The 25,155-nt window shown below is 72.6% G+C and carries 20 protein-coding genes; 10 read left to right on the forward strand and 10 right to left on the reverse strand.

The window, feature by feature from the left end; genetic code table 11:
• Nucleotides 1–36: 36 nt before the first annotated feature.
• The 4 genes from AB0D08_RS02855 to trxA form a co-directional block, all read right to left on the reverse strand.
• Nucleotides 37–1,299, reverse strand: a complete 1,263-nt coding sequence (locus tag AB0D08_RS02855; protein WP_359886051.1) for a hypothetical protein — start codon at nucleotides 1,297–1,299, stop codon at nucleotides 37–39.
• Nucleotides 1,296–1,880 carry a DUF6114 domain-containing protein gene (locus AB0D08_RS02860; protein ID WP_359886052.1) on the reverse strand — a complete coding sequence of 195 codons (585 nt, stop codon included), beginning with the start codon at nucleotides 1,878–1,880 and terminating at the stop codon, nucleotides 1,296–1,298. Before AB0D08_RS02860 ends, AB0D08_RS02855 begins: the two co-directional genes overlap by 4 nt.
• Before the next feature lie 125 nt (nucleotides 1,881–2,005).
• Complete coding sequence (locus AB0D08_RS02865) at nucleotides 2,006–2,653, reverse strand: DUF6230 family protein (protein WP_033824106.1); 648 nt, start codon at nucleotides 2,651–2,653, stop codon at nucleotides 2,006–2,008.
• Nucleotides 2,654–3,235: 582 nt separating this feature from the next.
• On the reverse strand, nucleotides 3,236–4,243 hold the full coding sequence (gene trxA, locus AB0D08_RS02870) for a thioredoxin (RefSeq protein ID WP_033824105.1): 1,008 nt from the start codon (nucleotides 4,241–4,243) through the stop codon (nucleotides 3,236–3,238).
• A gap of 474 nt (nucleotides 4,244–4,717) precedes the next feature.
• Between trxA and AB0D08_RS02875 the strand changes: the two genes are divergently transcribed.
• The gene (locus AB0D08_RS02875; protein ID WP_359886086.1) at nucleotides 4,718–5,350 is read left to right on the forward strand and encodes a TetR/AcrR family transcriptional regulator; all 633 of its coding nucleotides are present in this window, start codon (nucleotides 4,718–4,720) and stop codon (nucleotides 5,348–5,350) included.
• A 515-nt stretch (nucleotides 5,351–5,865) separates the two neighbouring features.
• On the opposite strand, the gene AB0D08_RS02880 is transcribed toward AB0D08_RS02875, so the two are convergent.
• The 3 genes from AB0D08_RS02880 to AB0D08_RS02890 form a co-directional block, all read right to left on the reverse strand.
• A complete protein-coding gene (locus AB0D08_RS02880) occupies nucleotides 5,866–7,551 on the reverse strand; it encodes a methylmalonyl-CoA mutase family protein (protein WP_033824104.1) in 1,686 nt (561 codons plus the stop codon).
• A 214-nt stretch (nucleotides 7,552–7,765) separates the two neighbouring features.
• Complete coding sequence (locus AB0D08_RS02885) at nucleotides 7,766–8,104, reverse strand: DUF3817 domain-containing protein (protein ID WP_033824103.1); 339 nt, start codon at nucleotides 8,102–8,104, stop codon at nucleotides 7,766–7,768.
• Nucleotides 8,105–8,247: 143 nt separating this feature from the next.
• Entirely contained in the window at nucleotides 8,248–8,766 is a 519-nt protein-coding gene (locus AB0D08_RS02890) for a MarR family transcriptional regulator (RefSeq protein ID WP_033824102.1), read from the reverse strand.
• A gap of 503 nt (nucleotides 8,767–9,269) precedes the next feature.
• Here AB0D08_RS02890 and AB0D08_RS02895 point away from each other — a divergent pair.
• Both AB0D08_RS02895 and AB0D08_RS02900 read left to right on the forward strand, forming a co-directional pair.
• The gene (locus AB0D08_RS02895; RefSeq protein WP_359886053.1) at nucleotides 9,270–10,910 is read left to right on the forward strand and encodes a M4 family metallopeptidase; all 1,641 of its coding nucleotides are present in this window, start codon (nucleotides 9,270–9,272) and stop codon (nucleotides 10,908–10,910) included.
• A gap of 342 nt (nucleotides 10,911–11,252) precedes the next feature.
• Nucleotides 11,253–12,869, forward strand: a complete 1,617-nt coding sequence (locus AB0D08_RS02900; protein ID WP_359886054.1) for a M4 family metallopeptidase — start codon at nucleotides 11,253–11,255, stop codon at nucleotides 12,867–12,869.
• An 84-nt stretch (nucleotides 12,870–12,953) separates the two neighbouring features.
• Here the strand turns inward: AB0D08_RS02900 and AB0D08_RS02905 are convergent, their stop codons facing one another.
• Nucleotides 12,954–13,283 carry a DUF3817 domain-containing protein gene (locus tag AB0D08_RS02905; RefSeq protein WP_033824099.1) on the reverse strand — a complete coding sequence of 110 codons (330 nt, stop codon included), beginning with the start codon at nucleotides 13,281–13,283 and terminating at the stop codon, nucleotides 12,954–12,956.
• 254 nt (nucleotides 13,284–13,537) lie between these two features.
• Between AB0D08_RS02905 and AB0D08_RS02910 the strand changes: the two genes are divergently transcribed.
• The 5 genes from AB0D08_RS02910 to AB0D08_RS02930 all read left to right on the forward strand — a co-directional run bounded on the left by AB0D08_RS02910 (nucleotide 13,538) and on the right by AB0D08_RS02930 (nucleotide 17,338).
• Nucleotides 13,538–14,314, forward strand: a complete 777-nt coding sequence (locus tag AB0D08_RS02910) for a DUF2127 domain-containing protein (protein ID WP_359886055.1) — start codon at nucleotides 13,538–13,540, stop codon at nucleotides 14,312–14,314.
• Between the two features lie 104 nt (nucleotides 14,315–14,418).
• Nucleotides 14,419–15,057: an AIM24 family protein gene (locus tag AB0D08_RS02915; RefSeq protein ID WP_033824096.1), complete on the forward strand. Its 639-nt coding sequence runs from the start codon at nucleotides 14,419–14,421 to the stop codon at nucleotides 15,055–15,057.
• Complete coding sequence (locus AB0D08_RS02920) at nucleotides 15,057–15,707, forward strand: AIM24 family protein (RefSeq protein ID WP_359886056.1); 651 nt, start codon at nucleotides 15,057–15,059, stop codon at nucleotides 15,705–15,707. Before AB0D08_RS02915 ends, AB0D08_RS02920 begins: the two co-directional genes overlap by 1 nt.
• A 233-nt stretch (nucleotides 15,708–15,940) precedes the next feature.
• The gene (locus AB0D08_RS02925; protein WP_033824115.1) at nucleotides 15,941–16,759 is read left to right on the forward strand and encodes an AIM24 family protein; all 819 of its coding nucleotides are present in this window, start codon (nucleotides 15,941–15,943) and stop codon (nucleotides 16,757–16,759) included.
• Between the two features lie 63 nt (nucleotides 16,760–16,822).
• Entirely contained in the window at nucleotides 16,823–17,338 is a 516-nt protein-coding gene (locus tag AB0D08_RS02930; protein ID WP_051813932.1) for a MarR family transcriptional regulator, read from the forward strand.
• A gap of 37 nt (nucleotides 17,339–17,375) precedes the next feature.
• On the opposite strand, the gene meaB is transcribed toward AB0D08_RS02930, so the two are convergent.
• On the reverse strand, nucleotides 17,376–18,332 hold the full coding sequence (gene meaB, locus AB0D08_RS02935; RefSeq protein ID WP_033824094.1) for a methylmalonyl Co-A mutase-associated GTPase MeaB: 957 nt from the start codon (nucleotides 18,330–18,332) through the stop codon (nucleotides 17,376–17,378).
• 87 nt (nucleotides 18,333–18,419) lie between these two features.
• Complete coding sequence (locus tag AB0D08_RS02940; protein WP_149038523.1) at nucleotides 18,420–19,607, reverse strand: acetyl-CoA C-acetyltransferase; 1,188 nt, start codon at nucleotides 19,605–19,607, stop codon at nucleotides 18,420–18,422.
• A gap of 247 nt (nucleotides 19,608–19,854) precedes the next feature.
• Here AB0D08_RS02940 and mce point away from each other — a divergent pair, with 247 nt between their 5' ends.
• Together mce and AB0D08_RS02950 are read left to right on the forward strand one after the other, a co-directional pair.
• Entirely contained in the window at nucleotides 19,855–20,289 is a 435-nt protein-coding gene (gene mce, locus AB0D08_RS02945) for a methylmalonyl-CoA epimerase (protein WP_033824092.1), read from the forward strand.
• A 429-nt stretch (nucleotides 20,290–20,718) separates the two neighbouring features.
• Nucleotides 20,719–25,083 carry a hypothetical protein gene (locus AB0D08_RS02950; RefSeq protein WP_359886057.1) on the forward strand — a complete coding sequence of 1,455 codons (4,365 nt, stop codon included), beginning with the start codon at nucleotides 20,719–20,721 and terminating at the stop codon, nucleotides 25,081–25,083.
• Nucleotides 25,084–25,155 lie beyond the last annotated feature (72 nt).

Consider the following 25,155-nt stretch of genomic DNA (forward strand, 5'->3'; position numbering starts at 1 on the left):
GCCCTTCGGCGTACGGGCGGGGAGTGCGGGCGGAGGCTACTTGCCGACGTAGGGCTCCTCGTCGTTGTAGAGCTTCATGCCGGGGATCTTGAGGGTGCCGCCGAACTGGCCGGCCTGGATCGCGGTGGCCCCGGTCAGCGTGATGTCCAGCGGGATCGGCACACCGCTGAGCAGGTCCCACAGCCACTTCGGCAGAGTGTCCGGGGTCAGCGTGATCTCGCCGAGGTCGATCGGGATCGGCAGGCCGTAGATCTCCGAGAGGTGGCCGGACAGCCGCTCCACGTACATGGTGATCGGGCCGTTGCGCATGGTGGACGTGGAGTTGGGCGCGCTCTTCACGTGGAAGGTCAGCCCGGGTATCTGAATGGTCGACATGTCGAGATTGCCGATGTCGACGCTGCTGGTGGTGAACTTCAGCACCCGCTTGGTGCCGGTCGGTGTCCTCACGTCGTAGACGCCGTTGAAGACCGAGCCGTGCAGCGCCAGCCGGCTGGACTTGAGGGTCCAGTTCTGCTCGGGCACCACATGGCCGGCGGGCGCCGCCTTGGCCACCGCGCTGCGGGTGTCCAGCACGCAGTTCGGCCCGGCGGAGGCGGACGGCGACGGCGCGGGCGTCGCGGCCTTCCCCTTCGCCGGGGCCTTACCGGACGCCGGGGCGGACGGCGGCGGCGAGGACGCCGGGGCGGCGGGCGGCGCGGGGTCGCTCTTGGGCGCCGGGGCCGACGGCGAGGCCGGGGCGGACGGCGAGGCGGACGCGGAGGTGTCGCCCTTGGGCGCGGGCGGCACCGGGGTCGGCGTCGGGGTGGCGCTCTTGGCCGTCCCCGGGTGGAAGACGCCGTTCACGATGTCGTCGATCAGACCGGCCTGCTGCACGGCGCCGTGCACCGCCTGGCTGGTGTCCGAGGTGGTGTAGACGGCCGGGTCGGCCCGGTTGCCGGTGCTCTGCGGCGCCGCGGCGGTGGTGAACGCGGCGTTGGTGGTGGTGGCACCGGACGCGGGGGCGGTGCTCTTCTTCGCCGCCGGGTCCTGGTTGGTGGAGGCGGTGTCGGGGACGACGTTGATCTCGCTCTGCGGGACCGGCGTCTCCTCGATCACCGTGTCCGGGGCGCTCGCGCACGCCTTGTCGGACTTGGGCTCCGCCACCGCCATCGTGGGCGTGTACGCGGCGCCGACCAGCAGCGCGGTCGGCACGGCCGCGATGGCCAGCGCCCGTCCGCGCAGCCGGCTGCGGACCCCCGCGCGGGGCGCGGCGTGCCGCGGGCCCGGCAGCTGGGCCGAGGGCTCCTGGGACTCGGTCACCGCGGCTCCTCGGGGTCGACGGCCGCCGCGGCGGCGTCGGGGGCGGACGGCTGCGGCTGTCCGGCCGGCGCCGCGCCGTAGGCGAGCGGCCGGTCGGCCGGCTCGTGCTGCTGGTGGGGCAGGGCGGCGGCCTCCGGCTCGGCGGCGGCCTCGGCCTCGGCCTCGGCCGGCAGCGTCCGCAGCGGCGCCCAGGCGACCAGCAGACCGCCGGCGATCAGACCCGGCGTCACCCCGAGGCCGAAGCCGCCGAGGTTGGAGACCGGGATCGAGATCAGGGCGAGCAGCGTGGTGGCCACACCGCAGAACACCCGCACCACCGGCTGGAACCAGGACGTCAGGCCGAGCGCGATCAGCAGGATGCCGATGATCAGCGAACCGGCACCCGCCGTGGTCGCCATCGCCATCGTCAGGCCGCCGATGGACAGCTTGGCGTAAGGGAAGTAGAGGATCGGGACGCCGGCCAGCATTGCCAGCAGGCCGCCCCAGAAAGGCCGGGTACGGCGCCAGGCACGGAATCCCATCCGTACCCTCCGGTGGCCCGGCGTGGACTCGGGCCAGGCTTCGGCGGTTGCGCTGGACATGGTGCAGCTCCTCGACGTCTACGAGGTTGGGACTTGACGACACGGTCGGGGTGGCGGTGAACGCCCACCCCGACCGCAGGGCCCGTCAGGACGGTGCGCCGGGCCGGCGCACCGTCAGGAGGGGCTTAGTAGCACTCGACGCCGGCGCCGGAGCCCTTGTTGATGTTGAGCTTCAGGCCGTTCAGCGTGAACGTGCCCGCCGAGGTCGCCCAGGCGGTCTGCTGCACGCCGCTCAGGTGCGCCCGGTCCGCGGCCTGGGCGAAGCCCTGGGCGCCGGTCGGCAGCTTGCCGCCCGAGGCCTTCAGCTTGCCGAGCGCGGTGCCGTCACCGGACGGGAGGGTGGACGCGTCCTGGCCGATGTTGATGTTGGTGAACTCGGCGTCCGCGTTGAGCTGGTTCAGGTCGATCAGCAGCTGCTTGGCGTCGACCGCCTTGTCGCCGTTGCCGGCGTTCAGCACCAGGGTCCACTTGCCGAGCGGGCCGAGGTCGGTGACGACCGACTGGCACAGGCCCTTGATGGTGGCGTGGTCGAACGACGAGATGGCGACCGGGTGCGGCGTGCCGTTGGCCTCGAAGTCGACACCGCCGAACTGCGAGAAGCCGGTGCCGTCCAGGTCGGCAGCGGTGACCTTGAAGCTCTGGCCCGACACGCTGAACGAGGCAGCCAGGGCGCTGTTGGCCAGGCTGACACCGATGGCGGCGGTCGCGGCGATGCTGGGGACCATCACGACGGCGAAGCGACGCCAGCGCGTCTTGCCGAAAGTCTGGGACATGCAGTCCTCCTTCTAGGACGTACATCTCCGGCCTGGATCCGGTGCGTCCCGCACTGGCCCGGCCCGGGATGGGAGAGAGCTACGTCCTCGGTAACGGAGAGCGCCCGACCGCCCTGGGGGACGGTCTCGGCGATCACCCCCGAGCGACAACCGACGGCCGCACGGGCTGCGCGACCGACATGAGGCCAGGAGCCGCGGTGTGGGATCTGCGGCTACCCCCCTGTCCTCCAGACACCGGCCGGGGCCGGCGGCTGCCCGGTGGGGATCCCTCGGATGAGGGACCGGGCGTCGCCGATGCTGCTTGAATCCCGGGCGAAGCACAAGGGGTGCGTTACTGACGGGTAATCCAACAACAGGTGCCGATGATCGTGGAATCGAAGGCGCGACTACCCAGAGTGACATTCTGGAGAATTTGTGGCGCAGAAATCCGCACGAAACAGGAATGAAACACCCCTCCCCGGTCACCTGTGGTCACCGGGGAGGGGTTCTGTCAAGATTTGATAAAGCTCTGCGGGTGCGGCGGGAATGTCGCCAAATCACCGGCGACACCGCAGGTCATCCGCCGTGCCACCGGAGCCGTCGTCAGAACAGCACGCGGGCCAGTGCGGTACGCGCCGCGGCCACCCTCGGGTCCTCCGCGCCGATCACCTCGAACAGCTCCAGCAGCCGCAGCCGGACGGTGTCCCGGTCCTCGCCGAAGGTCCGCGCCACGGTCGACACCAGCCGCCCGAACGCGTCCTCGACATGACCGCCCACCAGGTCCAGGTCGGCCGCCTCCAGCTGCGCGGCGACGTCCTTCGGATCGGCCGCGGCCGCCGCCCGGACCGCCTGCGGGTCCATGGTCTCCACCCGGCGCAGCAGCTGCGCCTGGGCCAGACCCAGCTTGGCCTCGACATGGCCGGGCCGGTCGGCGAGCACGTTCTGGTACGCCTGGATGGCGCCGCCCAGGTCACCGCGGTCCAGCGCGTCGTGCGCCGCCTCCAGCGCCGGATCGGCCGGCACCCGCGGTGCGGCCGCGCCTTCGGCTGCCTCGGACCCGCCGTCCGGGCCCGGCCCGCCGGCCTGGCCGCCGACGATGCCGAAGCGCTGCTCGGCGACGGCGATCAGCTGGTCGATGATCTTCCGGACGTTGGCCTCGTTCTCGGCGCCCTGGAACAGCGGGACGAGCTGGCCGGCCACCACCGCCATCACGGCGGGGATGCCCTGGATGCCGAACTGCTGGGCGATCAGCTGGTTGGCATCCACGTCGATCTTGGCGAGCACGATCCGGCCGGCGTACTCCTCGGCCAGTCGCTCCAGGATCGGACTCAGCTGCTTGCACGGGCCGCACCACTCGGCCCAGAAGTCGATCACCACCGGTACTTCGGCCGACCGCTGGACGACCTCCGTCTCGAAGGTCTCCTCGGTGACATCGATGACCAGCGGGAACGCCGGCGCGACGGGGTCGACCCCGGAGGCGGCGGCCTGACGGGCCCGCTCGGCCCTGGCCTGCTCGGCCTTCTGAGCTGCCTCGCCGGCGGCCTTGACGGCGGCGAGGTCGACCGCGCCGCGCAGGGCGGAGCTGTTGAGACGCGAATTCCGTGACTGCATGGCACCATCCTCCCCCGTCGACGCGGATGACGGGCGCCAACCGCCCGGAAAGAACGTGCCGAACCGTCCCCGCCCCTGCCGCCCGCCGCGCTGCGGGCTCCTGCTCATCCCGTGTAGCCGTGCGTACCGGTGCGGATCCCCACCCGCACCCGCGCCCGCCCGATCCCGTGGGCCGGGGCGCGTGGTTGTCGCTCTTTCGCTACGAGTCGTAGCGTATCTGCAACCCGGGCCGGTCCCGCAAGTCCCCCTCGGCCCGTACCGACGTGAGCTGCCCCACTTTCCCGGCCCACCCCGCTGCGGGCCCCCGCGGACGGTCGCTACGGTGGCAGTCCCGAAAAGTTACTTATCGGTAGAACGCGCTCGGTAGACCGCACGACGCAAGGAGGCTCGGTGGCCCCCACCACCCCGCAGCCCACCACCCCGCAGCAGGCCGCCACGGCTCCCGCCTCCCCCACGGACGAGGCGGCCGTCGACGTGCCCAGCCGCGGCAAGGGACGGCCGCGCAGCGCCACCGCCGACCGGGCCATCCTCGACGCCACCCGGGCCGCCCTCGCCGAGATCGGCTGGGGCGGGCTCACCATGGGGCACGTCGCCACCCGCGCGGGCGTCGCCAAGACCACCCTCTACCGGCGCTGGCCCTCCAAGAACGAGTTGGTGGTGGACGCCGTCGCGAGCCTCTTCGACGAACTGGAGATCGCCGACCTCGGCAGCCTGCAGGCCGACATCGAAGCCGTGGTCGCGCAGTTCGCGGACCTGCTCGCCCGGCCGGAGACACAGGCCGCGCTGCTCGCGCTGTTCGCCGAGGGCAGCCGGGACCCGCAGCTGCGGCGGCGGATCCGGGAACGGATCGTCGACCCGCAGAAGCACCTGGTGCAGCTCGGGCGGGCCAACGCTCAGGCCCGCGGCGAACTCGACCCCGACCGGGACGAGGACACCGCCTGCGAGGAGATCGACATCATCTTCGACACCATCGCGGGGACGGTGGAGCACCGGATGCTGGTCAGCGGCGAGCCGATCAGCCCCGCCTGGATCCGCCGCTTCACCACCCTCCTCCTCAGCCCCCTCCCCGGCCTCACCGCAGCCCTCGCCGAGACCCCCCACCCCTGACACACCGGGGCACGGGCATCCTTCAGGGACGCGAGGAACTGCGCGCAGCGGGAGGGCACGGACCCCACAGCCCGGAACGGCCCCGCATGGAACCGTCCGACGCCGTCTACAGCCCGGTCTCCTCCCGCCCTCGCGCAGTTCCCCGCGCCCCTGAAGAACACCCCAGCGCCCTTGAGAACGCGGCGTACGGCGGGGACGCGAGGAACTGCGCGCGGTGGGAGGGTACGGGCCTCACAGCCCGGAACGGCCCCGCATGGAACCGTCCGAAGCCGTCTACAGCCTGGTCTCCTCCCGCCCTCACGCAGCCCCGCGCCCCTGAGGAACACCCCGTCGCCCCTGAAAGACGCGGCGTACAGCCGGGGGCGCGAGGAACTGCGCGCGGTGGGAGGGCACGGACCCCACAGCCCGGAACGGCCCCGCATGGAACCGTCCGACGCCGCCTGAAGCCCAGTGCCCTCCCGCCCTCGCGCAGTTCCCCGCGCCCCTGATGGACCCCCCGACGACGCTTCCCGTGGTCAGAAGGAGGCGTTCTCGCGGTAGATGCCCCACTCGTCGCGGAGGGCGTGGCAGATCTCGCCCAGGGTCGCCTCGGCCCGTACCGCGCGCAGCATCGGGGGGATCATGTTCTCGCCCGAGCGGGCCGCGGCGAGCATGTCGGCGAGGCCGGCCTTGACGGCGGCGTCGTCGCGGGCGGCCTTGCGGGTGCCGAGCACCCGGACCTGCTCGCGTTCGACCTCGTGGCTGACCCGGAGGATCTCCAGTTCCTTGGTGACGCTGCCAGGGTGGCAGTTGACGCCGACGACCCGCTTGTCGCCCTTCTCCAGCGAGCGCTGGTACTGGAAGGCGGCCTCGGCGATCTCGCCGGTGAAGTACCCCTCCTCGATGCCGCGCAGGATGCCGGAGGTGATCGGCCCGATCGGGTGGTCGGCGCGGCCCTTGTCGAGGATCCGCTGGAAGATCTCCTCGGCCTGCGCCTCGATCCGGTCGGTGAGCGCCTCGACGTACCAGGAGCCGCCGAGCGGGTCCGCGACGTTGGTGACGCCGGTCTCCTCCATGAGCACCTGCTGGGTCCGCAGGGCGATCTCCGCGGCCTGTTCGGAGGGCAGTGCCAGGGTCTCGTCGAGGGCGTTGGTGTGCAGCGAGTTGGTGCCGCCGAGCACCGCGGACAGGGCCTCGACGGCGGTGCGCACCACGTTGTTGTACGGCTGCTGCGCGGTGAGCGACACCCCTGCGGTCTGGGTGTGGAAGCGCAGCCACTGCGCCTTGTCGGTCTTGGCGCCGAAGTGGTCGCGCATCCAGCGGGCCCAGATCCGCCGGGCGGCCCGGAACTTGGCGATCTCCTCGAAGAAGTCCAGGTGGGCGTCGAAGAAGAAGGACAGCCCGGACGCGAAGTCGTCCACGTCCATGCCGCGGGAGAGGCCGAGCTCGACGTAGCCGAAGCCGTCCGCGAGGGTGTACGCCAGCTCCTGCGCGGCCGTCGCCCCGGCCTCGCGGATGTGGTAGCCGGAGACCGAGAGCGGCTTGTACGCCGGGATGTTGGCCTGGCAGTACTCCATCAGGTCGCCGATCAGCCGCAGGTGCGGCTCGGGGGCGAACAGCCACTCCTTCTGGGCGATGTACTCCTTGAAGATGTCGGTCTGCAGGGTGCCGTTGAGCACGCCGGGGTCGGTGCCCTGGCGTTCGGCCGCGACCAGGTACATGCAGAAGACCGGCACCGCCGGCCCGCTGATGGTCATCGAGGTGGTGACCTCGCCGAGCGGGATGCCGCGGAACAGGATGTCCATGTCGGCGGCCGAGTCGATGGCGACGCCGCAGTGGCCGACCTCGCCGAGCGAGCGGCCGTCGTCGGAGTCGTAGCCCATCAGGGTGGGCATGTCGAAGGCGACCGAGAGGCCGCCGCCGCCGGCCTCCAGGATCATCCGGTAGCGCTCGTTGGTCTGCTCGGCGTTGCCGAAGCCGGCGAACTGCCGGATGGTCCAGGTGCGGCCGCGGTAGCCGGTGGGGTGCAGGCCGCGGGTGAACGGGTACTCGCCGGGCCAGCCGATCCGCTCGAACCCCTCGTACGGCAGGCCGGCGGCCGGGCCGTAGACCGGTTCGACCTCGTCGCCGCTCAGGGTGGTGAAGTCCGCGTCGCGCTTGCGGGCCTTGTCGTAGCGCTGCTGCCAGCGCTGGCGGCCGGCCTCGATCTCGTCGGCGTCCATGACTGCGAACTCCACTCCGTGCGGCCGCCCGGGGTCTCGGGGCGGATCGGCCAGTAGGACGTCCGGTGGGACGCCGTTCCAAAGTACTCGGACGTCCTAGTATCTGTCGATGCCCGACCCGCCGAAGGCCCCGAACGGGGGCCGGGCCGGTCCCGGAGCACGAGAAGGGCGCGCCCCCCGACCGGCGGGAGGCGCGCCCCGAGGAGCAGACGGATCAGACCCCGGCGGGCTGCCGGGCCTCGTCGGCGGGCAGGCTGCCGGCGGCCTCGCGGACCACCCGGCGCTCCGCCACGAAGGAGGCGAACGGGATGCAGCCGGCGGCCAGCGTGAAGACCAGGCGGCCGAGCGGCCAGCGGAGCTTCTGCCCGAGCAGGAAGGTCACCACGAAGTACCCGATGTAGAGGTAGCCGTGCAGCATCGCCACGTAGGTGGTGGCGTCCTCGGCGGTGGAGAAGCCGTACTTCGCCACCATGAAGCCGCAGAACACCAGCAGCGCCACACCGGTCGCGATCGCCAGGGCCCGGTACCAGCCCAGCAGGGGGGTCGCCTTCATGTTCTTCCTACCTCGCTCGGCCTGATCGGGCGGCGCGCCGGGAGTCCGCACACCGCTGCATCGAGGGTAGCCGCCTTCACGGCCGCCCCCGTCCGGGCCCCCGCACGGACACCCGCACGGACCCCCGTGCGCGGCTGCGGCGCTCAGGCCTGCTCGGGGTCGGCGAAGTCGCCGGCCCGCACCCGCAGCGGCCGCAGCAGGTCGAACACCTGGTGGCACTGGTCCTCGTCGTACCCCTCCAGGCCGAAGTCGACGGCCATCAGCTCCCGGGTGGCCTCCTCCACCACCTCGCGGCCGCGCGCGGTGATCGAGGCGAGCACGCCGCGGCCGTCCAGCGGATTGGGGCGGCGGGCGACCAGGCCGGCCCGCTCCAGGCGGTCGACGGTGTTGGTGACGCTGGTGGGGTGGACCATCAGCCGCTCGCCGATCTTGGAGAGCGAGAGCTCCCCGGTCCGGCTGAAGGTGAGCAGCACCAGCGCCTCGTAGCGGGCGAAGGTCAGCCCGTACGGTTTCACCACCGCGTCCACCCGGGACAGCAGGATCTGGTGCGCGCGCATCACCGAGGTGATCGCCGACATGGCGGGGACGCTTCCCCACCGGCGCTTCCAGAGCTCGTCGGCGCGGGCGATCGGGTCGAAGTCGAGTGCGAGGGGCTTGGCCACCGTCCCACCGTACCGGCGGCCGGGCGGCCGGGTAGCAGGTGTCCACGATGGTGGACAAGACCGACCCTTGGCGGGATCACGCCAGCAATTTCCTGGTCCGAACCAGCCCATTCAAAGCTGTTTATATTCGGGCAATATTCAGTTCTGTCAACGGAGTTGCCGGAATTCGACTGCTGTTCAGCCACTGTTCGGGCCGAAACCCCTGCCCAGGACGGCTCTTTGCCCGCATTTGACCGGTCCGACGGGCAGCCGCCGCGCGATCGCGCCGGCGGTCTGAGCTGGCGGGACATGGCCAACTCTTGCTGCAGACCTGTCATTTGATCAGCTTGATTGTCATGCTTCTGGCCAGCCCCGTTGGAGCATCGCCACCCCCACCCCGGCGAATGCCCCTGACCGCACGGAGCAGCACGTCAGCGTCCGTTCCGCCCCAGCAGGCACCAGGTCCGGTGCCCCGGAGCGAGGCGCGACCGCGCACTCGCGGTTGATCCGGAAGGAATCCGTACGTGAAGCGAAAGCTGACAGTCGGAGCCGTTCTCTCTGCCTCTGCGCTGCTCGCCGGCGTGATCCAGGTCAGCGCGGGCGTCGCCCAGGCCGCGCCGGTGACCGCCTTCGGGCTCCCGGCCGCCGGCCAGCGCGCCGACCTGATCGCCCTGGCCGACGCCCAGGCGCCCGCCGCGGCCAAGGCCCTCGGTCTCGGCGCCCAGGAGAAGCTGGTCGCCAAGGACGCCGTCGTCGACGCGGACGGCGCCCGCCACCTGCGCTACGAGCGCACCCTGGGCGGCCTGCCGGTGCTCGGCGGCGACGTGGTCGTGCACCAGGACGCCAAGGGTGCGGTGACGTCGGTCGACCGCGCCGTCCAGGGCTCGGTCGCCCCCGCGACCGCCACCCCGAAGCTCTCCGCCGAGCAGGCGGCCGGGAAGGCCGCCGGCGCGGTGCAGGCCACCGTCGGGATCACCAAGGACGCGGACGAGCCCGCGCTGGTCTCGGTCGAGGCCCCGAGCGGCGCCCGACTGGTGGTCTGGGCCACCTCCGGCACCCCGCGCCTGGCCTACCAGACCACCGTCAAGGGCCTGCGCGCCGACGGCACCCCGAGCAGCCAGCTGCTGGTCACCGACGCCGCCACCGGCGAGGTGCTGTCCAGCCACGAGCAGGTGCAGACCGCGGCCGGCACCGGCAAGGGCGTGTTCGTCGGCAGCGTGCCGCTGACCACCACCCAGTCGGGTTCGACGTACCAGCTGAAGGACGCCGGCCGCGGCGGGATGTACACCACCAACCTGGCCAACAAGACCTCCGGCAAGGGCACCCTCTACACCGACGCCGACAACGCCTGGGGCACCGGCGCCGCCTCCAACACCCAGTCCGCCGCCGTGGACGCCCAGTTCGGCGCGGCCGCGACCTGGGACTACTACAAGAACTCGTTCGGCCGGCTCGGCATCCGCGGCGACGGCGTCGGCGCGTACAGCCGGGTGCACTACGGCAAGAACTACGTGAACGCGTTCTGGGACGACTCCTGCTTCTGCATGACGTACGGCGACGGTGACGGCAACAGCCACCCGCTGACCGAGCTGGACGTGTCGGGCCACGAGATGACGCACGGCGTCACCGCCAACACCGCGGGCCTGAACTACTCCGGTGAGTCCGGCGGCCTCAACGAAGCCACCAGCGACATCTTCGGCACCATGGTCGAGTTCTCCGCCAACCTGCCCAGCGACAAGCCGGACTACCTGATCGGCGAGCTGATCAACATCAACGGCGACGGCACCCCGCTGCGCTACATGGACAAGCCCTCCAAGGACGGCGGCTCGGCGGACTACTGGTCCTCCACCGTCGGCAACAAGGACGTCCACTACTCCTCGGGCGTCGGCAACCACTTCTTCTACCTGCTCGCGGAGGGCAGCGGCGCCAAGACCATCAACGGCGTCAGCTACAACAGCCCGACCTCCAACGGCTCCACGGTCACCGGCATCGGCCGGGACAAGGCGGCGGCGATCTACTACCGCGCGCTGACCGTCTACATGACCTCCACCACCAACTACAAGGCCGCTCGGACCGCGACCCTGAACGCGGCCAAGGACCTGTACGGCGCGACCTCCACCGAGTACAAGGCGGTCGCGGCTGCCTGGTCCGGCGTCAACGTCAACTGACGCGACGCCAGGACCGGCCCAAGGACGCGCGGCTGCCGGGCCCTCCGGAGGGGAGGCCCGGCCGCCGCGCCGCCCGCGGTGCGTCCGGTATCGCCGGGTGCCGGCCACCGCGGGGCCGATCGGATTCTGCCAATTGTTACCGCAGACCTGTCATTTGACGAACTGAATTGTCATGCTAATGCCCAGCCCCGTCGGGGCGGTCCGCCACCCCCACCCCCGGTGGACGCCCCTGACCGCACGGAGCAGCACGTCAGCGTCCGTTCCGCCCCGCTGGCACTAACCCCGGTGCCCCGGAACGAGGCGCGACCGCGCACACGCGGTTGATCCGGAAGGAATCCGCACGTGAAGCGAAAGCTGACAGTCGGCGCCGTCCTCTCCGCCTCGGCGATCCTGGCCAGCGCGATCCAGGTCGGTGCCGGCCTGGCCGAGGCCTCCCCCGCACCGGTGGCCGCCCAGCAGCGGGCCACGCTGATCGCGCAGGCCGACGCCCAGGCGCCCGCCGCCGCCAAGGCCCTCGGCCTCGGCTCCCAGGAGAAGCTGGTCGCCAAGGACGCCGTCGTCGACGCCGACGGCACCCGCCACCTGCGCTACGAGCGCACCTTCGGCGGCCTGCCGGTGCTCGGCGGCGACCTGGTGGTCCACCAGGACGCCAAGGGCACCGTGAAGTCCGTCGACCGCGCCGTCCAGGGCTCGGTCGCCCCCGCCACGCTCAGCCCGAAGCTCACCGCCGCCCAGGCCTCCGCGGCCGCGGCCGGCGCGGTGCAGGCCACCGTCGGGACCGCCAGGGACGCCGACGAGCCCGCGCTCGCCTCGGCCGGCCGGGCCGGCACCGCCCAGCTGGTGGTCTGGGCCGCCTCCGGCACCCCGCGCCTCGCCTACCGGACCACCGTCGGGGGCATCCGCGCCGACGGCACCCCGAGCAGCCAGCTGCTGGTCACCGACGCCGCCACCGGAGAGCTGCTCTCCAGCGACGAGCAGATCCACACCTCCAACGCCACCGGCACCGGTTACGGCGTGTTCGACGGCACGGTGACGCTGACCACCAACTACACCGGCAGCACCTACCAGCTGAAGGACAACACCCGCGGCGGGATGTACACCGTCGACAAGAACGGCACCCTCTACACGGACGCCGACAACATCTGGGGCAACGGCCAGGCCTCCAACGGCCAGTCGGCCGCCGTGGACGCCCAGTTCGGCGCGGCCACCACCTGGGACTACTACAAGAACGTGCACGGGCGCAACGGCATCAAGAACAACGGCGTCGGCGCGTACAGCAAGGTGCACTACGGCACCAACTACGTGAACGCGTTCTGGGACGACGGCTGCTTCTGCATGACCTACGGCGACGGCTCCGGGAACACCCACCCGCTGACCGCCATCGACGTGGCCGGCCACGAGATGACCCACGGCGTGACCTCCGCCACCGCGGGCCTGAACTACTCGGGCGAGTCCGGCGGCCTCAACGAGGCCACCAGCGACATCTTCGGCACCATGGTCGAGTTCTACGCCAACCTGCCCACCGACACCCCGGACTACCTGATCGGCGAGCGGCTCAACCTGAACGGCAACGGCACCCCGCTGCGGTACATGGACAAGCCCTCCAAGGACGGCGCCTCCGCCGACTACTGGTCCTCCACCGTCGGCAACAAGGACGTCCACTACTCGTCCGGCGTCGCCAACCACTTCTTCTACCTGCTGTCCGAGGGCAGCGGCGCGAAGGTGATCAACGGCGTCAGCTACAACAGCCCGACCTACACCGGCACCGCCGTCACCGGCATCGGCCGGGACAAGGCCGCCAAGATCTGGTACCGGGCGCTGACCGTCTACATGACGTCGACCACCAACTACAAGGCCGCCCGCACCGCGACCCTGAACGCGGCCAAGGACCTGTACGGCGCGGCCTCCACCGAGTACAACGCGGTGGCGGCGGCCTGGAAGGCCGTCAACGTCAACTGACGCCGACGGCGCCCCGCATACCCGCGGCGGCCGGGATCTCCATCAGGGAGGACCCGGCCGCTGCGCCAATTCCCGGTGGCGGTCTCAGGCCGCGGCCGGCGCCTGCCGCTGAGCGGCCGGGGCCTCGCCGCGCTCCTCCTTGGCCAGCATCCGCTCGGCGAAGAACCCGCCGGTGGGCAGCACCGAGAGCACGAACAGCACGATGCCGCGCTTGGCGTCCCAGCGCTGCTTCTGCCAGGCGAGCGCCAGGAACACCAGGTAGAGGATGAACAGCACGCCGTGCACCATGCCCATCACCGGCACGGCGTTGAAGCTGGTGGTGCGCTTGAGCACCGAGCAGACCAGCAGCAGGATGAAGGACAGGCCCTCGGGGCCGGAGACAAGGCGCAGGCGGTGGACGGCGCTGCTCTTCACGGTGGGTTCCTCACGGGGCGGTCGACGTGCCGACGGGGCGGGGCGCTTGTGAACCGACGCACAAGCCGCCACCCATTATCACCGACCGCACGCCCGGTCCCCGGGCGGGTCCCGCCGCCGGCCGGCGGCGCGGCCTTCGTCACAGCCGGGCCACGGATCGCGTGGCCGGCTCGGGTCCGGGCCCCCGTCCCCCCTATCCTGCTGGCGCGCGGTCTGACGGACAGGCCCGCCACGGATACGGGGGCCACTGCCAGATGTTCACGCTCGACTGGGACCGCCGGACCTGCTCCCGGCGCGGCCACACCACGTACGCGCCGACCGAGCCGGAGCTGCGCGAGCGGCTGCGCGCGCACACCGCGCTCGGCGACGCCTGGCGCTGCCTGCGCTGCGGCGACTTCGCGCTGGGCGAGCCGCACGGCGCGGGCCCGGCCGAGGACGCGCCGCTGGTGCCGCGCGGCCGGGCGCTGCGGGACCTGTTCATCCTGCGCTTCCTGGCGGTCGAGCGGGGGCTGCGCGGACTGCTGGTGCTGGTCGCGGCGTGGGCGGTGTGGAAGTTCTCCAACAGCCAGGACGCGGTCCAGCGGATCTTCGACGAGAACCTGACCGTCTTCCGGCCGGTGGCCGACCACTTCCACTGGGACCTGGAGCACTCGCCGGTGGTGGACACCGTCCGCAAGGCGTTCGGCCACGAGCACCGGACGCTGCTGCTGCTGGCGGCCGGTCTGGTGGCCTACGCCGTGATCGAGATCGTCGAGGCGGTCGGCCTGTGGATGAACCGGCGCTGGGCGGAGTACCTGGCCGTGGTCGCCACCGCCGCCTTCCTGCCGATCGAGGTCTACGAGCTGACCCAGCACATCAGCGTGCTGAAGATCTGCACGCTGCTGCTCAACGTCGTCGCGGTGCTGTGGATCCTGCTCTCCAAGCGGCTGTTCGGGCTGCGCGGCGGGCACGCCGCCTTCGAGGCCGAGCGGCACTCGGCCTCGCTGCTGGAGGTCGAGCAGTCGGCCGGTGCGGTGCCTGTCAAGGCCTGATCACCCGGACAAATCCGGGCATAGCGCCGCCTTCTGTCGCAGCTGGGTACCGAATGCCCCGAGCCCTCTCCCCGCAGGGGGCCCGCTGCCGTTACATTCGCCCGGTGGCACAGTTTCGACTCCAAGGGTCCAAGGTGCTCGCCGTCGACATGACGGGCGACACCGTCAAAGCACGTAACGGGACGATGGTCGCCTACACCGGGCAGATGGGCTTCAAGAAGCTCTCCGGTGGCGGCGACGGGCTGCGGGGCATGGTCACCCGCAGGCTGACCGGTGAACAGATGGTGGTGATGGAGGTGAAGGGGCAGGGCACCTGCTTCTTCGCCGACAAGGCCAGCGAGGTCAACCTGGTGCGGTTGAACGGCGAGACGCTCTACGTCGAGGCCGAGAACCTGCTCTGCACCGAGGCGACCCTGCACACCGGCACCAGCTTCACCGGCCTCAACGGGATGGCGTCCGGCAACGGCCTGTTCACCACCAAGGTGGAGGGACACGGCTGGGCGGCGCTCACCTCCCGCGGTCCGGCGATCATCCTGCGGGTGACCCAGGGCACCCCGCTGCGGGTCGACCCGGGCGCGTACATCGCGCACACCGGAAACCTCAACCGCAGCCTGAAGTCGGGTGCGGGCTGGACCACGCTGATCGGCGAGGGCGGCGGCGAGGCGATGCAGGTGGAGTTCGCCGGCGAGGGCCTGGTCTACGTGCAGCCCTCCGAGAAGATGACCTTCGGGGGTGACGTCTGATGCCGTTCAACAAGATCAACAACAAGATGGTCGAGGCTCAGCTGCTGCCCGGCCAGAAGGTCTTCAGCCAGCGCGGCGCCATGCTCGCGTACACCGGCGAGGTCTCCTTCACGCCCAACGTGATGGGCGGCCAGGGCGGTGTGATTTCGATGATCGGCCGCCGGGTGGCCAACGAGGACACCCCGCTGATGACCGTCGAGGGCCACGGCAAGGTGATGTTCGGCCACGGCGGCCACAACGTCCAGGTGATCGACCTGACCGGCGACACCCTCTACGTGGAGGCCGACCGGCTGCTCGCGTTCGACGGCTCGCTGCAGCAGTCGACCATGTTCATGGGCCAGCAGGGCGGCGTGATGGGCATCGTCCGCGGCCAGGTGACCGGCCAGGGCCTGTTCACCACCAAGCTCGACGGCCACGGCTCGGTCGCCGTGATGGCGCACGGCGGCGTGTTCGAGCTGCCGATCGGCCCCGGCCAGCCGGTGCACGTCGACCCGCAGGCGTACGTCGCGCACCGCGGCCAGGTGACCAACAAGCTGTCCAGCGCGCTGGGCTGGCGCGACATGGTGGGCCGCGGCTCGGGCGAGGCGTTCCAGCTGGAGCTGTCCGGCCACGGCGTGGTGTACGTGCAGGCGAGCGAGGAGAAGCTCTGATGTCCTACCCGCCGCAGCCCCCGTACGGCCAGCAGCCGTACCCGCCCCAGCAGCCCTACGGCCAGCCGCCGCAGCCGTACGGCCAGCCGCAGCCGGGGCAGCCGCCGTACCCGCAGCAGGGCTACGACCAGGCGTACCAGCAGACCCAGGCCGCCATGCCCGGCCAGCCCTACGGCGCCCCGCCGCCGCAGCAGCCCTACGGCCAGCCGCCGCAGGGCGCGTACGGCGCCCCGCTGCCGTACGCCGCGCCGGGCACCGAGGGCCCGACCGTGCACGACGCGCACACCCTGCCGGTGAACGACAACGTCAACCCGTACGCCTTCTCGGTGGACCTCAACGGCGCGTACTACCTGCAGAAGGGCAAGATGATCGCCTACTACGGCGACATGCGCTTCTCGGGCATCGGCCGCGGGGTGATCGACCAGATGCTGGAGCGGAACTTCAACTCCCCGCTGCACGCCTCGGACTGGGTGGTCGCCGAGGGCCGCGGCAAGCTGCTGCTGGCCGACCGGGCGTTCGACCTGAACTCCTACGACCTGGAGAACGGCAACCTGACGGTCCGCTCGGGCAACCTGCTGGCCTTCGAGCCGACCCTGAAGCTGAAGCAGTCGATCATCCCGGGCTTCCTCACGCTGATCGGCACCGGCAAGTTCGTGGCGGCCTCCAACGGGCCGGTGCACTTCGTCGAGCCGCCGATCCGGGTCGACCCGCAGGCGCTGGTCGGCTGGGCGGACTGCCCCGCTCCGTGCCACCACTACGACCACGGCTACATGCACGGTCTGATCGGCGGCCTGCGCCACCTGACCGGGCTCGGCGGCGCCTCCGGCGAGGAGCACCAGTTCGAGTTCATCGGGGCCGGGCAGGTGCTGCTGCAGTCGACCGAGACGCTGATGGCCGAGCGCTCGGTGGGCGTGGTGCACGCGGAGGCCGGCGTACCCGGCAGCGGCGTGCCGCACCAGCAGCCGGGCGGGCACGGGCAGCAGCAGCTGCCGAACGTGAACATCCCGGGCCTCGGCAACCTCGGCGACCTGGGCCGCCGGTTCGGGCTCTGAGCCACGGCCGACCGGCCCGTGCTACATTGTACAACTTTTAACAATCCGGGTTATGCTGGCGCCATGGAAACGAACCTGACCGAAGCGCCGGCGGTCTCCGCCTCCGAGTCCGAGGCGGAGACCCCCTGGCTCACCGCCGCGGAGCAGCGGTTCTGGCGTGCCCATCTGGAGGTCAGCAAGCTCCTCGACTACCAGCTCGGCCGGGAACTGCAGCCGCACAACCTCGCCATCAACGACTACGAGATCCTGGTGGTGCTCTCCGAGGCCCCGGACCGGCGGATGCGGATGACCGACCTGGCCACCGCGACCCTCCAGTCCAAGAGCCGGCTCTCGCACCAGATCACCAGGATGGAGGCAGCCGGCCTGGTCCTGCGCCAGGAGTGTCCCGGCGACCGCCGCGGCCTCTACGCCAACCTCACCGAGCTCGGCTGGGACACCATGCAGAAGGTCGCCCCGGACCACGTCCGCAGCGTCCGGCAGCACTTCGTCGACCGCTTCACACCGGAGCAGATCGACGCGATGTACCAGGCGCTGGCGCCCGTCGCCGAGCACCTGCGCAACCTCCGCGGCCGGGGCTGACCGGGCCGGGGCCCGGCCCGGTCCTGCGGCCCGGCGCTCAGGCGCCCGTCAGGTCGGCGACCAGCTGGTCGGCCGCGCCGTACGGGTCGAGTTCGCCCGCGGCGACCCGCTCGGCCAGCGCCGAGAGCCGCCGGTCGCCGCGCAGGTCGCCGATCCGGGCCCGCAGCGCGGCCAGCGCGATGGCCTGCACCTCGTCGGCGGCGCGGCGGCGGCGCCGGGCCGCCAGTTCGCCGCTGGCCTCCAGCCAGGCGCGGTGCTTCTCCAGCGCCTCGACCACCTCGTCCATGCCCTCGCCGCGGGCGGCGACCGTCTTGACGATCGGCGGGCGCCAGTCCCCCGGCTCGCGGGACTCGCCGAGGCCGAGCATGTGGTTGAGCTCGCGGGCGGTGGCGTCGGCGCCGTCGCGGTCGGCCTTGTTGACCACGAACACGTCGCCGATCTCCAGGATCCCGGCCTTGGCGGCCTGGATGCCGTCCCCCATCCCGGGTGCCAGCAGGACGACCGTGGTGTCGGCCTGGGCGGCGATCTCCACCTCGGACTGGCCGACGCCGACCGTCTCCACCAGGATCACCTCGCAGCCGGCCCCGTCCAGCACCCGCAGCGCCTGCGGGGCCGCCCAGGACAGTCCGCCGAGGTGGCCGCGGGTGGCCATGGAGCGGATGAACACCTCCGGGTCGGTGGCGTGGTCCTGCATCCGGACCCGGTCACCGAGCAGCGCCCCGCCGGAGAACGGCGAGGACGGGTCGACGGCCAGCACCCCGACCCGCTTGCCGAGCCGCCGGTACGCGGAGACCAGCGCGGAGGTCGAGGTGGACTTGCCGACCCCCGGCGAACCGGTCAGCCCGACCGTGTAGGCCTGCCCGGTGTACGGGGTCAGCGCGGCCATCACCTCGCGCAACTGCGGGGCGGCGTTCTCCACCAGCGTGATCAGCCGGGCGACGGCCCGCGGCCGGCCCTCCCTGGCCTGCTCGACCAGCGTGGCGACATCGACCATCAGCGTGCTCCTCGATCGGGAACGGGACTGCCCGCCGGGACGGTGTCGTCCCGGCGAGCAGCCCCGGTGTCAGTGTCGGCCGGCCGCTCAGGCCTTGGGCACCCGGACGATCAGGGCGTCGCCCTGGCCGCCGCCGCCGCACAGCGCGGCCGCGCCGACGCCGCCGCCGCGGCGCTGCAGCTCCAGCGCCAGGTGCAGCACCACGCGGGCGCCGGACATCCCGATCGGGTGGCCGAGCGCGATCGCGCCGCCGTTGACGTTGACCTTCTCCTCGGTGATGCCGAGGTCCTTCATCGACTGGTGGGCGACGGCCGCGAAGGCCTCGTTGATCTCGACCAGGTCGAGGTCGGCGACCTCCAGGCCCTCCTTGGAGAGCGCGTGCTTGATCGCGTTGGACGGCTGCGACTGCAGCGAGTTGTCCGGGCCGGCCACGTTGCCGTGGGCGCCGATCTCGGCGATCCAGCTCAGGCCCAGCTCCTCGGCCTTGGCCTTGCTCATCACGACCACGGCGGCGGCGCCGTCGGAGATCTGCGAGGAGGTGCCGGCGGTGATGGTGCCGTCCTTGGTGAAGGCCGGGCGCAGCTTGGCCAGGGTCTCGGCCGTGGTGTCGCCGCGGATGCCCTCGTCCTGGGCGAACAGCACCGGGTCGCCCTTGCGCTGCGGGATCTCGACCGGGACGATCTCGGCCTCGAAGACGCCGTTCTTCTGGGCGGCGGCGGCGCGCTGGTGGGAGAGCGCGGCGAGGTGGTCCTGCACCTCGCGGCCGATGCCGAGGCGGGTGTTGTGCTTCTCGGTGGACTCGCCCATCGGGATGTTCTCGTAGGCGTCGGTCAGGCCGTCGTACGCCATGGCGTCCAGCAGCTCGACCGCGCCGTACTTGTAGCCCTCGCGGGACTTGGGCAGCAGGTGCGGGGCGTTGGTCATGGACTCCTGGCCGCCGGCCACCACGATGTCGAACTCGCCGGCCCTGATCAGCTGGTCGGCCAGCGCGATGGCGTCGAGACCGGAGAGGCAGACCTTGTTGATGGTCAGCGCCGGGACATTCATCGGGATGCCGGCCTTGATGGCGGCCTGGCGGGCCGGGATCTGGCCGGCTCCGGCCTGGAGCACCTGGCCCATGATCACGTACTGCACCTGCTCGCCGGTCACGCCCGCCCGCTCCAGCGCGGCCTTGATGGCGAAGCCGCCGAGTTCGGCGCCGGAGAAGCCCTTGAGCGAGCCGAGCAGCCGGCCCATCGGGGTGCGGGCACCCGCGACGATCACTGAGGTAGTCATGGGACGAGCTCCTTCGCGCGTCATGGCCAGGAGAGGGTGTGGGGATGCGGCTCAATGTACTGACGTGTAACCCCGCCGTCACCGGCGCGAGGGTGTGATCAGTGGCACTGGCACTGCCCAGTCAACACCGTGTCAGGTCGCGGCGAGTGAATTGTGAGCAGGCTCGCACGCCGCGTGGTGGCGCCGGCCTGCCGCGATGCGCTGCACTGGTGGCCCCGTCCGACCGACCGTGCCCCCGGAGGCCGTCATGCTGACCCGTATCGACCACATCGGAATCGCCTGCTTCGACCTCGACCGGACCGTGGAGTTCTACCGCGCCACCTACGGCTTCGAGGTGTTCCACTCCGAGGTGAACGAGGAGCAGGGCGTCCGCGAGGCGATGCTGAAGATCAACGACACCGGTGACGGCGGCGCCTCGTACCTGCAGCTGCTGGAGCCCACCCGCGAGGACTCCACGGTCGCCAAGTGGCTCGCCAAGAACGGCGAGGGCGTGCACCACATCGCGTTCGGGACCACCGACGTCGACGGCGAGGCCGCGGACATCCGGTCCAAGGGCGTTCGGGTGCTGTACGACGAGCCGCGGATCGGCTCGATGGGCTCGCGGATCACCTTCCTGCACCCGAAGGACTGCGGCGGGGTGCTGACCGAGCTGGTGACCTCGGCGGCGCCGCAGGAGCACTGACCGCATATACCCGGTTCGGGCCCGACCCGTCGGTAACTTCGGAAAAGACAGGTGCCCCCATTCCCCCCGGCGCCGCGCCCACTACAATGCCCAAGTGCGCCAATGCTCCGGGGAGGACCGGTCCGGCGGGCACGGCCGAGCGCGAGTGGGGCTGATCATCCGACGGCTCGTCTCGTTGCAGGGGAGTCCACTACGCGGGCACGGCTGAACGGTCGCAGTTCGGATCTGTCACCATTCTCCCAAGGCAAGAGTTCGCTCAGGAGTCCACCCGGACGGCGGAGCGCGACACCGTCGCGCACCACCGCACGGCGGCTCCGACCCGTGGCACCAGCCGCGGCTGCAAGGACCAGCCGGTCCGGCCCCGGAATTCCGGGGGCCACTGGACCGGCCGGGTCGAGGACGCGACCAGGAGATGGATGGGACCGCGGAGTGCGGGGCTACGACCGCTACGAGGTTGAGGATCACCTCTCCCAGTTCGAGGCCGAGTTGGAGCGGGCTCGCAAGGAGCGGGACAAGACCATCGAGCATGCCGAGGACCTCGCCTACCAGGTGGAGGTGCTCCGGGCCAAGCTGCACGAGGCCCGACGGCAGCTCGCTCAGCCGCGCGCCTTCGACTCCGTCAACGGCCAGGCCGAACAGCTCCTGCGCAACGCCGAGCTGCAGGCCGAGGCGCTGCGCGCGGACGCCGAACGCCAGTTCCGCGAGTCGCAGGCCGCCACCCAGCGGCTGATGGCCGAGGCCGCCGAGCGCACCGCGCAGCTGGAGGCCGAGCTCGGCGCCCGGCGCCGCCAGCTGGAGGACGAGCTCACCGAGCTGCGCCGCTCCGCCGAGCGCCACGTCAACGAGAACGTCAACTGGGCCGAGCAGGCCAGGGCCGGCACCGAGCAGGAGGCCCAGCGCCTGCTCCAGGAGGCCCGCGCCGAGTCCGAGCGGATGGTCGCCGCCGCCCGCGCGGAGGCCGCCGCCCTCGCCGACCAGGCCCGGGCCCAGACCGCCGCCGACGTCGACGCCGCCCGCGGCGAGGCCCGCGCCGCCGCCGAGGCCGCCCTCCAGCGCGCCCAGACCGACGCCGAACGTCTGCTGCGGGCCGCCTCCGAGCAGGCCCAGCAGGCCAGCGCCGCCGCCGAGGAGATGCGCGGCAGCGCCGCCAACCAGGCCCAGCAGCAGCTGGCCGGCGCCCAGGCCGCCGCCGAGCGGCAGCTCGCCGCCGCGCAGGCCGAGATCACCGCCCTCAAGCAGCGGGTCCAGGCCGACCAGGAGCGCGCCGCCGCCGCCCTGTCCCAGGCCCAGGCCGAGATAGAGCGGCTGCGCGCCGAGGTCGAGGCGGAGGCCGAACGGGCCCGCCGCGAGGCCACCGAGCTGCGCATCCAGGCCGAGGCCGCCGCCCAGCGCCTGCAGGCCGAGGCCGAGGCCGCCGCCGAGCAGAAGGTCGCCGACGGGGAGGCCGCCAGCGAGCAGCGCTCGCTCACCGCCCGGGCCGAGATCGCCCGGATGGTCGCCGCCGCCACCCGCGAGGCCGACCTGATCAAGTCCGCCGCCGCCACCGCCCAGGCCGAGGCCGAGGCCGCCAAGGCCGCCGCCGCCGAGGAGAGCGAACGGCTGCGCGGCGCCGCCGAGAGCGTCGCCACCCAGCTGCGCACCGAGGCCGAGACCGCCATCGCCGAGCTGCGGGCCGAGGCCGAACGGGAGATCGCGGCCCTGCGCGCCGAGGCCGAGGCCGCCGCCGGGCAGCTGCGCGCCGAGGCCGAGGAGAGCGGCCGCGCCGAGGGCGCGAAGGACGCCGCCGTCCGGCTCGCCAAGGCCGCCAAGCAGGCCGAGGACATCCTGGGCCGCGCCGCCCGGGACACCGAGGCCTCCCGCGCGGAGGCCGCCGCCGAGGCCGAGCGGGTCCGCGCGGAGGCCGCCGCCGAGGCCCAGCGGCTGCGCGAGCAGGCCGAGGCCGTCGTCGAGCAGGCCCAGAACGCCGCGCTGGACGACGCCGCCGCCGTCCGCGAGCAGATGGAGCGGATGCACGAGGAGGCCGCCCGGCTGCGCGCCGAGGCCGAGGAACTGCGCGCCGAGGCCGAGGCCCAGGCCGAGCGGATCCGCGCCGAGGCCCGCCGCCAGGCCGTGGTGCAGGTCGAGGAGTCGGCCAAGACCGCCGAGGAGTTGCTGACCCGGGCCAAGGCCGACGCCGACGAGCTGCGCGCCGGGGCGACCGCCGAGGTCGAGCGCCAGCGCGCGCAGGCCGCCGAGCAGGCCGCCGAGACCCAGGCCCGCGCGGAGCAGACGCTCGGCCGGGCCCGGTCCGAGGCCGAGAAGCTCGCCGCCACCGCCGCCCAGCAGCACCAGGAGGCGCTGGCCGCCGCGAAGGCCGCCGCCGCCGAGAACCGGGCCGCCGCCGAGCGGGAGACCGCCGAACTGCGGCGCGAGGCAGCCGAGTTCGACCAGCGGGTGCGGGCCGAGGCGCTGGCCGCCGCCGAGTCGCTGCAGGCCCAGGCCCAGGCGTACGACACCGAGCTGCGCGCGGAGGCCCAGGCCGCCGCCGAGGACACCCGCGAAGAGGCCCGCACCTGGGCCGAGAGCCACCGCACCGAGACCGGGAACCGGGCCCGCGAGGAGCTCGCCGAGGCCGAGGCCGCCGCGCAGGCGCTGCGCGAGGAGAGCCGCCGCGAGCGCGAGGAGGCCGCCGCCGGCCTGCTCCGCGAGCAGACCGAGACGAGCGAGCTGCTGGCCGCCGCCAAGGCCGACCGGGAGAGCGCCGAGACCGAGGCCGCCGAACTGCGCGAGCGGACCGTCGCGGAGACGGACGAGCTGCGCGAGCGCACCGCCGCGGAGGCCGCCGCCCTCACCGAGCGCACCGCCGCCGAGACCGCGGAGCTGCGCGAGCGCACCGCCGCCGAGACCGCCGAGGCGCGGGCCGCCGCCGAGCGGGACGCCGCCGAGCTGCGCGAGCGCGCCGAGCGGGAGCTGGCCGCCGCCGAGGCCGCCGCCACCGAGCAACTGGCCGAGGCCGAGAGCGCCGCACAGGCGGCCCGCGCCGAGGCCGGGGCCGCCGCCGAGCAGCTGCGCGCCGAGGGCACCCGGGAGCTGGAGCAGGCCCGGGAGAGCGCGGCCGAGCTGCGCCGGGACGCCGACGAGCAGCGTGAACTCGCCGCCGCCGAGGCCGAGGAGCTGACCGCGGCCGCCACCCGGCAGGCCGCCGAGCTGCTCGCGGCGGCCGAGGACGAGGCCTCCGAGGTCCGTCAGTCGGTGGCCGGGCTGCACGAGTCCGCGTCCCAGCAGATCGCCGAGCTGAGGTCCGCCGCCGAGCGCGAGGCCGCCGAGCTGCGCGAGTCCACCGCCGCCGAACTGGCCGAGGACCGGGAGCGCGCAGCCGTCGCCATCGCCCGCGAGCGGGCCGAGGCACAGGCGTACGACACCAAGCTGCGGACCGGAGCGCAGGCCTACGACACCGAGCTGCGCGCCGAGGCCGAGGCCGAGCGGCAGTCCGCGCTGGACTTCGCCGGGCAGTGCCGGGCGGACGCCGAGGAGCAGGCCCGCAGGGCCGTCGCCGAGGCCGAGGAGCGGGCCGCGGCCGCGCTGGCCGAGGCGGAGGAGTTCGCGGCGGCGCTGCGCGCCGAGGCGGAGGAGTACGCGCTGGCCACCCGCACGCTGGCGGAGGACTTCGACAGCTCCACGCGGGCCCGCGCCGAGGAGTACGACCGGGACACCCGGGAGGCGGCCGAGCAGTTCGACAAGGCCACCCGGGACCAGGCCAAGTCCGTGCTGGAGCGCGCCTTCGCCGACGCCGAACAGCTCGGCGAGGACGCCCAGACCACCGCGCTGGCGACCACCGCCGCGGCCGAGGAGCAGGCCGACGCGATGGTGGCGGCGGCCCGCAAGGAGGCCGAGCGGCTGGTCGCGGCCGGGGAGGCGGCCGGGCAGGCCGAAGTCGAGAAGGCCAGGGCGGACGCCGATGCGCTGCTCTCCGAGGCCCGCCGGGACTCCACCGCGATCCGCGAGCGCGCCGAGGAGCTGCGCGAGCGCACGGACGCCGAGATCGAGGCGCTGCACGCGCGGGCCCGCAAGGAGAACGCGCAGGCCATGAAGTCGGCCGGCGAGCGGGTGGACGCACTGGTGACGGCCGCCCAGGAGCAGCTGACCGAGGCCGAGGAGCAGGCGGTCGCCGCCGTCGCCGAGGCCGAGGAGCGGGCCGCCGAGCTGGTCGAGGCCGCCGAGAAGCGGGCCGCCGAGCTGACCTCGGAGGCCTCCGCGGAGGCCGGCAAGGTCCGGATCTCGGCCGTCCGCAAGGCGGAGGGCCTGCTGAAGGAGGCCGAGCTGAAGCTGGCGGACTCCACCTCGCGGGCCGAGGCGCTGATCGTGAAGGCCGAGGCGAAGCTGAAGTCCGCCGAGGAGGACGCGGAGCAGCGGATCGAGGCCGCCGCCGACGAGGCCGAGAAGCGGCTGCGCCGGGTCGACGAGAACGCCGACGCGCAGCTGCGGCAGGCCGAGGAGGAGGCCGAGCGGGTGCTCGCCGAGGCGAAGGCCGAGGCGGAGCGCGTGACCGACGAGGGTCAGCGGGAGTTGGACGAGCTGGTCCGGCGGCGCAAGGACATCAACACCGAGATCTCCCGGGTCCAGGACGTGCTGTCGGCACTGGAGGCGTTCGAGGCTCCGTCACCGGTGGCCCAGGCAAGCGGGGGAAGCGGTAAGGGCGGCGGTCGCGGAGCAGGTACCGGGCCCGTCGCTCGTGAGGGGGCGTCGAAGGCCGGCGCCGGAGTCGGTGCCCCCCGATCGGGTGGCAATCGCTCCGGAGGGGCGCCACCCGATTGAGCGGACATTGTCCGCGAAGCATCGGCATTTCGCCGATGACACTCCGGTAACGTGTCAGGATTCCCTCAACCA

This window comes from Kitasatospora sp. NPDC048540 (assembly GCF_040651175.1).
Lineage (GTDB): Bacteria > Actinomycetota > Actinomycetes > Streptomycetales > Streptomycetaceae > Kitasatospora.